Source organism: Hwangdonia sp. (genome assembly GCF_048381975.1).
In the GTDB taxonomy this organism is placed as follows: Bacteria; Bacteroidota; Bacteroidia; order Flavobacteriales; family Flavobacteriaceae; genus Hwangdonia; species Hwangdonia seohaensis.
Genome location: NZ_JBLWYT010000012.1, coordinates 34,382 through 45,986 on the forward strand (window position 1 = coordinate 34,382; position 11,605 = coordinate 45,986).

Genomic DNA, 11,605 nt, shown 5'->3' on the forward strand with positions numbered 1-11,605 from the left:
ATTTAATCGGCTACTTGGAAAATTATTGGTAAAGAATATGACACATCTACCTTTTTGCCTTTATGTTTACCAGGAATTAATTTAGGAATAGATTTAATTACTCGTATGGCTTCAGCTTCTATATCTGGATGCGGCGCTCTAGATTTTTCAATTACAATATCTCCCTTTTTTGTGATTTTAAAAACAATATTAATGCGTTGTCTTCCTTTTAAACCTAAACTTTTAGCTAAATCAGTATTAAAGTTTCTATTTACAAACTTTGAAACTCCATTCGTTGTACATTTTCTTCTTTCTTTTTCAGTTTCTAAAGCTTTGCATTCTGGTAAAGTTGGTGCTTTATCAACAATAGCAAAGGGCAGTTCATTTGATGTATTTGATTCATTGTTAACAATAAATTCATCAGGCCTTTCTGTATTTTCAACCTCAAAAATTATGGGTAACGAATACGGCACAGTTACAGCTTTACCACGTTGCATACCCGGTTGCATTTTTGGCAACGCCGAAATAACACGTATGGCCTCGGCCTCTAAAGCTGGATGAGATCCTCTGGAGCGCACGCCCGTTATGTTGCCTTTTGTATCAATTTTAAAAATAACATTAATGCGTTGTCTGCCACTTAATCCGTATTCACTTGCTTTTTTAGTGTTGAAATTATTATTCACAAATTCGGTGATTTTTTTGCTCATGCACGTTTTCTTTTCGGCATTGTTTCCTTCCTCACAACCGGGATAAACGGGTACGTTCTCGAGAACTGCAAAAGGGACTTCTATATCTTCTTCGAGGTCTTCTCCAAAAATATCCTTTTTCTTATTTTCTTGATAAGCAACAGTTTTAGTTTTATCGTCAGCCGTTTTATCTGCCACTTGAAATATTATGGGCAATGAATATGGTACCGTTACAGCTTTACCTTTTTGCTTTCCCGGAATCATTTTTGGCAAGGTTTTAATAACCCGAATGGCCTCTGCCTCTAAATCGGGGTGTGGCGCTCTAGAACGAATACCTTTAATTTGGCCCTCAGTATCAATTTTAAAAATAACATTGATGCGCTGTCTGCCAGTTAAACCCAACGTGTTGGCTAAACCGGTATTAAAGTTGCGCTGTACATGTTTTGAAATGTTTTCGGATATGCATTTTTTTTGATCTTCCCTAGATAAACTTTCGCATCCGGGATAAACTGGCACTTGGTCTATGACTGCAAATGGGACTTCAACATCGTTTAAAACATCAGCAAATAATGGATTGTTAAAACCATCATCACTTGTAAAAACAAGTAAACTTTTTAATTCTTTTACTTCCGCATCGTTTAAATATCCTTGCACTTGAATTTGCTCAAACACTGCCGAGATTTTTTCAACCAATTCTGTTTTTGATTCTTGATTTGTAAAACTTTGTACTTCTTCTACCAAATTAGCATTAAAAGTTTCTTCCTTTGCGATGTCCAGTAACAGACTTAAACCTTTTTCTTCTTCTTTATTTACATGACCTTGAACTGCTATTTGCTCTTTTACCGCTTTTATTTTCTTTATTAAAGGACTCTCCTTTTTTTGTTCAATATTAATGTTGCTTTTTTTGTTTTGTGCATTTAGGGGTTGCGTACAGGATGTATAAACCAACATCCCAAAAACCAGCGGAATTAAAAGTGCATACTTAAATAAATTAACTTGTTTTGATTTTGTTTTTGATAACATAACGATTCGTTTTTTGATTAATGATTGTTTAAAAAAGGTATTGATGAATGATATATTTTTGGTTTCAAAAACCTCAGCCAAAAGGTTCTGATAGTACTGTGCTTTATTTTGATGTTTTACCGCATGGGCATCAGCAATAAACTCATGCAATGTTGCCATTCGGCTTTGATACATATACACGAAAGGATTAAACCAGAATACAATGCGCAATACTTCAAAAAACAATAAATCCAAAGTGTGTTTTTGTTGGGTGTGGATGAGCTCGTGTTTTAAAATAGCGTCTTTATCTTCTGTTTTAATGCGCGCTCCTAAAAAAATATAATGGAAAAACGAAAATGCCGCGGTGCTGTTCAACAATTCAACCAACACTATATTGCCCACAGATTGTTTTGGGTTTTTAATAACCAAGGCAGCAATTTTAATGATTTTAAACACAAACAGACCAAACGCCACGGATAAACCCATGTAGAATACCAACTCCCAAATTGAGAAGGTATTCTGCTCTAAAACCACCGCGTTTAAAGCCATGGTGTTATTCGCATTTGCAGCAGATTGCCCCAAAACCACTTCGGGCAATGTGATGATATAATTTTGCGGCACAACCTTTTTAAAGCTTTCCAATTTTATAAACGGAAGGACTAACGATAGCAATGCAGTGGCCAAAAGGTATAATCTGTTCCATTTAAAAAAGGTTTCTTTTTTTAAAAACACATCGTAAGCCAATAAAAAGATGAGCTGAAACGCTACGGTTTGCAATATATAATGTATCATTTTTCGTTGTTTTTATTGATTTCCTTTAAAACCGATTCCAATTCGTTTAAACTAATATCGTTTTTCTTTACAAAAAAAGACACCATGCTTTTAAACGATCCCTGAAAATAATTATCGACCAGCTTATTAATGGATTGATTGCTGTATTCGTGCTGCGGAACTATTGGAAAATACAAATGTCCTTTTCCTTGTTTTTCGTAATCTACAAAGCCTTTGCTCTCTAAAATCCTTACAATGGTCGATACGGTATTGTATGCTGGTTTTGGCTCCGGAAACTCTTCGATTATGGCTTTTACATTGGCTTTTTTAAGTTGCCAAAGTATTTGCATAATATCTTCTTCTGCTTTGGTGAGTTGTTTCATTTTTATCAAATTTCATTATTCAACTAATGTTTTAGTTAAACAAATATAACTAAAAAATTAGTTTGAACTAATGTTTTAGTTTAAAAATGTAACAACTTGTTTATATTAGCGTCATACTAGTGCATATTTTAAACATATTTATGGATATTATTTTAGTTATTGTGGCTGCCTTATTTATAGTTTTAGGTATAATAGGCAGTTTCCTTCCGGTTTTACCCGGGCCTTTAACAAGTTGGATTGGGCTGTTAATCGTTCATTTAACAGAGGCCATCCCCATGGATAGGTCGTTTGTAATTATAACCCTTGTTATTGCAATACTTATTTGGGTTCTGGATTATATTATACCTGCCATTGGCACGAAGCGTTTTGGCGGCACAAGATCGGGGATGATTGGTACCACCTTGGGCTTAATTGTTGGGTTGTTTGCCCCAATTCCCGGTGGTATTATTATTGGTCCTTTTGTTGGCGCACTAATTGGCGAACTGTTAAACAATGCCGATTCTAAAACAGCTTTTAAAGCAGCATTTGGTTCGTTTATTGGGTTTTTAACTTCAACTTTTATAAAGTTTATAGTGGCCGTTATATACTTAGGGTTGTTTATTGGCATTTTATGGGAGTATAAAAGTGCCCTATTTTCATTTTAAAAAAACGTAATGATTTAAAAAGAAGAACCCTGTGGGTCTCTCACCTCCACAGGGTTTTGTAAATTGCTATTATCAACAAAAAAATTGAGGGATTAATTAATTTGAAGTGTTGATAGGACAAATATATATATAACAAATGGCTTTGAACTGCGGAAAACCCACAGCAGTTTTACGGTTAAATGATAGAGTTTAAGTATAGCAATGCTTTTGAGGTCAAAAAAAAATGATAAAAAATGAGATTAAAATCAAAAAAAGGCCCCTAAGTAATATTTAAACTACACAAACCCTTCTTTTCGGGCGTTTTCTATTAAAGTTTCGTCTTGCCCATCGTGCACCGAAAACAGTTCCCTGAGTTGTTTTTTTCTCTTTTCTATGGCACTTATGGATATATCTAAATGAGATGCCAAATTTTTTGTCCGTACCCCTTGAGATAGTAAATGGAGTATCTTTCTGTTTTTATCATCAATTACAATATTGCTTGTAATCGTTTTTCTTATATGCCTATTTACGGTACCACTGTAAAATGGCGGATTGTTAAGTACAGCTTGAAAGGCACTGGCCAGTTCGCTTGATGTTAGATCGCTTTTAATTAAAAACCCTTCCGGATCTATGGTTTTTATAATATTATGAATACGGAAAGATTCGTTAAACATGGTTAACACAATAATTTTGGCGTTTGGTAAAATTTTGCGCGCATATTCTGCTAAATCTTCGCCAGATTGCATAGTACCATCCGATGATGGCGGTAAGCTAATATCTACAAATAAAACGTTATACGGTACGCTTTTTTCAATCGATTTATTCATAAAAGCCAAAGCCTCGTCACAATTATTTGCTATATCAATCGATAATTCCTGGTTGTCTTTTTTAGTAAATAATAATGTGTTCTGATAGCCCTCAATAATCATGGGGTGGTCATCAATCATTAATATTTTAATATGCTCAATCATTTAATTATAATTAATCTGTTTTAACCTTTATTTTTATAGTTGTGCCTTTATTTAATTCTGATTTTATAGTTAAATCACCTTTAATTTCCACAACTCTAGAGTTTATGTTTTTTAAGCCAATGCCTTTTTTCGCTTTATTGACATCAAACCCAGTACCGTTGTCGTTTATGGTTAAGCAAAATACGTTATTTTTAACTTCAAAACTAATTTTTACAAGGGTTGCCTTAGCGTGTTTATAAATATTTTGAAGTGATTCCTGTATGATTCTGTAAATGTGAATTTTAGTTTTGTTTGACGCTTCTTCCCAATCAATTTCATTATTATTTAGTTCATAATCAAATCCATAAGCTTTGGTTTGTGTTTCTATTAGGGTTTTTATTATATCCATAAAACCGGACCCGGCAACAAAATCGGTATTTAATTCGTGGGATACTTTTCTAATATCCTCCTCAATGGTTTTAAGTTCGCTAATATATTGGCTTCTGGTATTAATGGCTTCAGCACTAGTGCCCATGTTTAAACTATCTAAGCTTAACCGGGTTCCAAACAAACGGCCTAAAACACCATCGTGTAATTCTTGCGAAACACGTTTCTTTTCCAATGTTCTAGCCTCTTCAATATTATCTTGTTGCGAAAGCATGAGGTTATAAATCTCTTCGTTGGTTTCTTGTTGCTGTTGTATAAATTTTAATTCTTTGTTTTTGTTTCTTTGAGTTACCACAGAATATATTAAAAAGGACGTTATAATCAATATGATTGAAATAATTAAAAGCCACAGGCGCTCGCGCGCAATTCTGATGTTTTCTTGTTCTATTTGATTGGTTTCATACTTAATTCTCGCAAATTTATTTCTTATGGTTCGTTCTGCTTTTTGCAGACTATCGCTAAGTGCTATATAATCTTTTAAATATTTTGCGGCCGCGTTTCCTTCTTCAATTTTTGAAAGTAACAAAAGTGATTTCAATAAATCATCATTATGATATTGTTCAGAAATATCTTTGGCCCTATAGGCATAGTATTTTGCTGAGTCTTTTTGATTTTTATCATTGTAATATTCTGCTAAATGTTGATTTATAACTATTGAATTATAACTTGCCGCACTATTATCCAAGCTATCGCAAATCCTTAATGCTTTTAGATATAATCCTGGTAATTCGTCCTTTTTTTTTGATAAGTATAAAGTGTGCGCATAATTATCGAGTACCAATGCGTAAAAATCCGGTCGTTCATTAACCAAGTTTTTATTCTTTAAAATCTGTCCGTAAAAATCCAATGCTAATTGAAATTGTCCAGAATTTTTATATGATAATGCTAAATTGTTTTTAGAATTATCAATGGTTGCTTTTGTATTACCTTTCAGTGTTCTTTTTAAGGCTAAAGCATTTTTATGATAAGCTATGGATTCGTCATACAATTCTAATTGGTCAAACACCAAGCCTAAATTATTGAATAAAAACGATTTATATTTATCTACTTCATTTGTTTTTTCTAATTGATTTAATAAAGCAATAGCTTCAACAGAGGTTACTTCGCTGCCCGTAAAATCTTTTTCGTCTTTTTGAATTACAGCTATACCATATAGCGTTATGGCAATTTTGAATTTCTTTTTAAGTTTCCTGTAAATTTGTTCGGCTTTATGGTAATGATAGTATGCACTATCGGCTAAAATTCTATACCGATACCCTTCGCCAATTTTATAATGGGCATTCGCGAATAATAAGGAATCCTGAAGATTGGCTAACCCATTTTTCTGAACGGAATCTATTACTTTAAAACTTTTGGTTTGTTGCGCCTTAGCAGCTATTACACAAAAAAGAATACTTATGTAAAAAAATAAAATTTTCAATTAAAGGCTGGATTAACTATTTCATCAAATGTATTTATAATTTTTTAATTTTTGTCAATAAAAAAAGGCTCTATCTAAATAAGACAGAACCTTTAATATATAGTCAATATTTTTTTAGTCATTTACTCCACCTCCTGTGTACGGAGTCGTATCTTCTGTTTGGTCACCATCATTTAAAACATCGTCTTCGTTTAAATCTTGTTTGGTACATGATGTAAATGCAGTTAAAAGTAATGCTAGTAATAAAGTAATTTTTAAAGCTTTCATAATTAATTCGGTTTTTAGGTTAAAATTATTTTCTTCTATTATATTCAGTTTATTCTATTAATTTTCAAATAATTAAAATATTATCAAGATTCCCGATTTTCAAAAAATCAAAATCTTGAGAGAGAAAAAATGGATAATTAACTTAAAAATCGAAACGCACAAAAGCGTATAGATTTTTTTCTTACTGTAAAATAAATTTTACAAACAAGTTTTAAAATGGATTAATAAATTTTATTAGCTGAGGGAGTTGATTTGGGTTGCTAATTTTGAGGATGGCTAAAGTAATCTGAAATTGTTTAATATTGGAAATTAATCGACGAAATGTTGTTTTTTATCGACAAAAAGCAAATCATTGTAGCTTTATTATACGATTATCTGTCGAAAATTTATAAAGTAGACCCATTTTTAACCAAACTTGTTTTAACAATTTTAGTTTTAAAATCATATGGTTCGCCGGTTATATTCTGTAATCTTTTTATGAGCATTTTAGCTGCATTGGCTCCAATTTCTTTAGCATGCTGCCTTATGGTAGTTAGCCGAGGTATGGAATGATTAGATACAGATTGGCTTGAAAACCCTATTACCGATATATCTTTTGGCACTTTAAGCCCAAGGCTTGTGGCCACATTAATAGCAATAACACCCGAAGCACTATCGGCGGAAATTACGGCATCAATATTTTTATGCTTTTTCATAAAAGCTATTATTTTATCTTGGGCATTATCTTCTTTTTTAATATTTAAGACCAACGGTTTGTAATCTTGACTTTCCAATATAGCTTTATTGTATCCTCGTTCTCTTAATTTACCAACACTTAAATCATCAATATTGCTCATAAATGCTATTTGCTTTCTATTTTCATCTAATAAATTTTTTGTAGCCCGGTAAGTGGCATCAAAATCATCTACTATTACTTTATCGCAAAGTACATCGTGCGCCACCCTATCAAACATGACTATTGGCAAACCTTGCTTGATGGTTTGTTTAAAATGTTCAATTTCATTTTTAATTTGGGTTTCTTCTGATACGCATAGAATAAACCCATCTACACTTCCGTTGGCCAATAATTGCAAGCTTTCCTTTTCTTTTTCTAAGGATTCGTTTGAAATACACGTCATTATATTATAGCCGTGCAATGAAGCTTCGCGCTCTATACCAAACAATACTTTTGATAAAAAATGATTGAGTATATCCGGTATAATAACACCAATGGTGTTGGTTCTGTTTTGCTTTAAACTTAATGCAACTTTATTGGGTTTGTAATTATATAGCTCCGCAAGTTCTTTGACACGCTTAATAGTTTCCTTGCCAATTTCCTCACTATTGTTTAATGCTTTTGAAACCGTAGATATTGAAACATTTAACTCTTTTGCTAATTGCTTTAAAGTAACCATTACATTTTAAAATTTATTTTAAAAGAATGCAATTTACAAAATTACATGATGCAACATGTAACACACTTGAAGTTCTTTTAATTTTAAAAAACATCTTTATTAAACCAAAAACACAATTGAAGAATTAATAGGTTTTGAGAATTAAATTGGTCTTTCTGTAACATTTTTACAAAAAACATATCTACTAATTAAAATTTTAACTCATTAAGTAAACTTTTTTTATTACATTTAATTTATATTAGTATATTTAAACTTGGGGTTTTTGTGATATACAAATGCATAATTGCTATTATTTTGTTCTCTTAGTTAAATTTTTGTTAATACCATCTATCGGCAGTTCATTGTTGTTCGTCATTAAAAACATGTTGTATATATATTATTTTTTATATCAAGACTATTATTAAATATTTTGCATACTTATATATTATATAATGTTTAAAACATTAAAAATTAACTTAAACCATTTATAAATGATAAAAACTAACACCTAAACTAATTAAACCCTCAAGAAAAATCTTGAAGCAATCAAAATTAAAAACTAAATCAAAAAAAATTATGATTCAAAAATTACTAAAACTAATGTTTGTGTTTTGCTTGTTTAGCATGCAAAGTATTCAAGGCCAGAACACAATAACAGGTACTATTACAGATAGTGCAACTGGAATTCCACTTGGTGGAGCAAATGTTGTTGAAAAAGGCACTACAAACGGTGTCTCTACAGACTTCGATGGAAACTACAGTATTACGGTTTCAAGCCAATCGGCTATATTGGTTATTTCCTATATAGGTTATACCAATCGAGAAATTGCCGTTAACAACCAATCGGTTATTAACGTTTCCTTATCAGAAGACGCTAGTCAACTAGAAGAAGTTGTTGTAACGGCTTTGGGTATTAAAAGAGAACGTAAATCGTTAGGATATTCCGTTCAAGAAATCCAAGGGGCATCTATATCTGAATCGCGAGAGCCAAATATGGTTAACTCCCTATCAGGCAAGATAACAGGTTTACAGGTTATTAAGGGAAGTAATGGTCCTGCAGGCTCCTCTAAAATTGTATTAAGAGGATATAGCTCTTTAACCGGAGACAACCAACCATTAATTGTAGTTGATGGAACTCCTTTAGATAACTTCACGGGTTCTTCCAATGAAGGTTTCTGGAGTCCTTCTGCCGATTTAGGTAATGGTTTAGCCGATATAAACCCAGAGGATATAGCAACTTTATCTGTTTTAAAAGGTGCTTCTGCAGCCGCATTATATGGTTCGCGAGCTGGTAACGGGGTTATTTTAATCACAACCAAAACCGGTAAATCTAGTAAAGGCCTAGGTATTTCTTACTCAGCAACTACTGGGTTTCAAAGCATTTTCTCAGTTCCGGATTTACAGAGTAGTTTCGGACAAGGTTCTGTAGGTGCTTACGATGAATATTCTACTTCCAGTTGGGGTCCTAAAATTGAAGGACAAACTGAAACTGGTCCAGAGCAAGGATCGGTTGTTTTTGATAAGGCTTACGATAATATTGGAAACTATTATAAAAATGGGTTTAGTCAAAACCACAGTCTATCTTTACAAAATTCAACAGATTCTGGTTCTTTCTATGCTTCTGCTAATTATTTGGATGATGAAGGTATTTCGCCTTCAGCTACTTTAGAACGTTTAAACTTAACGGCAAGAGGTGTTTCTAAATTTGGAAATGATAAAAAATGGACTGCTGATACAAAAGTACAGTACAACAGAACAACGGCTAACAATAGACCAAGAACTGGTTTTGGTGCATTAAGCCAGTATCAAACTATTATCAATTTCCCGCGTTCGCGCGATATTGAACAATATTCTGCTGGAGTAGATGAGTTTGGCAATCAAATTTGGTTCGACCCAACATCCAATCAAATCAACCCGTATTGGGCAAACAAAAGGCGTTTGAGTTGGGACTCTAGAGATCGTTTTATAATAAACGGAACTTTAAAACATCAGGTTAATGATTGGTTGAGTGCAGAAATTAGAGCAGGTGCAGATTTGTATACCACGAATACGGAATCAAAAGTATTTGCTGGAACATCAAGTACATCTACCTATGGTTTAGGAAAAAACACCTTTATTGAGCAAAATTACAGTGCTTTAATAGCGGCTTCTAAAGATAATATTTTTGGAAAATTTGGAGGTTCAATTACTTTAGGGGGTAACTTAATGTCTACAGAGAGTAGCCGTATAAGCAGTAATTCAGGAGAATTATTGGTTCCTAATTTATTTAGCTTAAATAATGGGATTAACCCAGCAAGTGTTTCACAAGGGTTTAGCACAAAAAAGATAAATTCAGCTTATGGGCTATTACAATTAAACTATGATGGGTACTTATTTTTAGATGTAACGGGGCGTAATGATTGGTCGTCAGCACTAAGTGAGGCTAACAGGTCATTTTTCTACTCGTCTATAAGTACATCATTTGTTATTTCTGATATGATAACTAAAAACGGTGGCGATTTACCAAGTTGGTTTACTTTTGGTAAGCTAAGAGGGTCGTATGCCGAGGTAGGTAACGATTTAAGTCCTTTTTCATTGTATAACGCATTTTCTATAGGTAACGACCCACTTGGTAACACAACTGCTGGTACAAATAGTACATTAAGAAACCCAGATATTGTAAATGAGTTGATTAAATCTGTTGAAATAGGTTTAGAAGCTCGTTTTTTAAACAACAGAGTAGGTTTAGATGTGGCTTGGTATAAAACAAATGCTACCAATCAGATAATCGGGCTTCCTTTAGACCCTTTTAGTGGATACAATTCTAAATTGATAAATGCCGGTGATATTCAAAATAAAGGTATCGAGGTAACCTTAAAAACCAAAATTTTAGATAATGAAGATGGATTATCTTGGGATATGGACGTTAATTACTCATCAAACGAGAATACCATTGAGGAATTAGCCGACGACGTAACACAATATACTTTAGGCGGATTTGACAACTTTAGTATTAGAGCAGATGTCGGTGGAGATTATGGTGTTATCGTTGGCTCTAAGTTCAGAAGAGTTGAAGATGAATCTAGCCAATTTTTTGGAAGAATTTTAGTAGACGCCGACGGATTACCGTTAGCATCAACAGATAAACACATTTTAGGTTCTCAACAGCCTGATGCCTTATTAGGCATTACAAATATGTTTAATTACAAAAACTTTTCTTTTAGTTTCCTATTTAGTGCAAGCATTGGAGGCGAGATTTTCTCTGGGACAAATCATGCACTACAAAGATCTGGTTTAGGCGCCGTTACAGTAGTTAACGGAGAAAGAAACGATATTGTGTTTAATGGCGTTGTAGACGATGGAGCTGGCAACCTAAGCGAAAACACAACTGGAGCTACTCCTCAAAATTACTGGGCTGCCATTACAGGTCGTTCTGGAAACTTAGGTATTAATGAGGCGAATGTGTATGATGCTACACACGTAAGATTAAGAAATGTAAATTTAACCTATACTTTCGATAGAGCATGGTTAGACACAACACCTTTTCAAGGGTTATCTGTTGGTGTATCGGCCAACAATGTTTGGTTGATTACAGAGCATTTAAATGGTGTAGATCCTGAAGCAGTTAATGCGACAAACTCTAACGCCAATGGCTTTGAGAACTTAGCACCACCAACAACAAGAACTGTATTTTTAAATATAGCGGCTAAATTTTAAAAAAAGAA

The 11,605-nt window shown here is 33.2% G+C and carries 8 protein-coding genes; 2 read left to right on the plus strand and 6 right to left on the minus strand.

The window, feature by feature from the left end:
- Nucleotides 1-2 precede the first annotated feature (2 nt).
- Together ACN5J7_RS15925 and ACN5J7_RS15930 are read right to left on the minus strand one after the other, a co-directional pair.
- Nucleotides 3-2,459, minus strand: coding sequence for an energy transducer TonB (locus tag ACN5J7_RS15925; protein WP_418604658.1), 2,457 nt, complete (start codon nucleotides 2,457-2,459; stop codon nucleotides 3-5).
- Nucleotides 2,456-2,821 carry a BlaI/MecI/CopY family transcriptional regulator gene (locus tag ACN5J7_RS15930; RefSeq protein WP_311935312.1) on the minus strand — a complete coding sequence of 122 codons (366 nt, stop codon included), beginning with the start codon at nucleotides 2,819-2,821 and terminating at the stop codon, nucleotides 2,456-2,458. Before ACN5J7_RS15930 ends, ACN5J7_RS15925 begins: the two co-directional genes overlap by 4 nt.
- A gap of 140 nt (nucleotides 2,822-2,961) precedes the next feature.
- Here ACN5J7_RS15930 and ACN5J7_RS15935 point away from each other — a divergent pair, with 140 nt between their 5' ends.
- A complete protein-coding gene (locus ACN5J7_RS15935) occupies nucleotides 2,962-3,465 on the plus strand; it encodes a DUF456 domain-containing protein (protein WP_418604659.1) in 504 nt (167 codons plus the stop codon).
- A gap of 275 nt (nucleotides 3,466-3,740) precedes the next feature.
- Here ACN5J7_RS15935 and ACN5J7_RS15940 read toward each other — a convergent pair whose 3' ends face one another.
- From ACN5J7_RS15940 to ACN5J7_RS15955, 4 genes are all read right to left on the minus strand, one after another.
- Nucleotides 3,741-4,415 carry a response regulator gene (locus ACN5J7_RS15940; RefSeq protein WP_311935316.1) on the minus strand — a complete coding sequence of 225 codons (675 nt, stop codon included), beginning with the start codon at nucleotides 4,413-4,415 and terminating at the stop codon, nucleotides 3,741-3,743.
- 10 nt (nucleotides 4,416-4,425) lie between these two features.
- Nucleotides 4,426-6,261, minus strand: a complete 1,836-nt coding sequence (locus ACN5J7_RS15945; protein ID WP_418604660.1) for a tetratricopeptide repeat-containing sensor histidine kinase — start codon at nucleotides 6,259-6,261, stop codon at nucleotides 4,426-4,428.
- Nucleotides 6,262-6,375: 114 nt separating this feature from the next.
- Complete coding sequence (locus ACN5J7_RS15950) at nucleotides 6,376-6,528, minus strand: hypothetical protein (RefSeq protein ID WP_311935320.1); 153 nt, start codon at nucleotides 6,526-6,528, stop codon at nucleotides 6,376-6,378.
- 386 nt (nucleotides 6,529-6,914) lie between these two features.
- Nucleotides 6,915-7,922 carry a LacI family DNA-binding transcriptional regulator gene (locus ACN5J7_RS15955; protein ID WP_418604661.1) on the minus strand — a complete coding sequence of 336 codons (1,008 nt, stop codon included), beginning with the start codon at nucleotides 7,920-7,922 and terminating at the stop codon, nucleotides 6,915-6,917.
- Between the two features lie 555 nt (nucleotides 7,923-8,477).
- Here ACN5J7_RS15955 and ACN5J7_RS15960 point away from each other — a divergent pair.
- A complete protein-coding gene (locus ACN5J7_RS15960) occupies nucleotides 8,478-11,597 on the plus strand; it encodes a SusC/RagA family TonB-linked outer membrane protein (RefSeq protein ID WP_418604662.1) in 3,120 nt (1,039 codons plus the stop codon).
- Nucleotides 11,598-11,605: the final 8 nt, after the last annotated feature.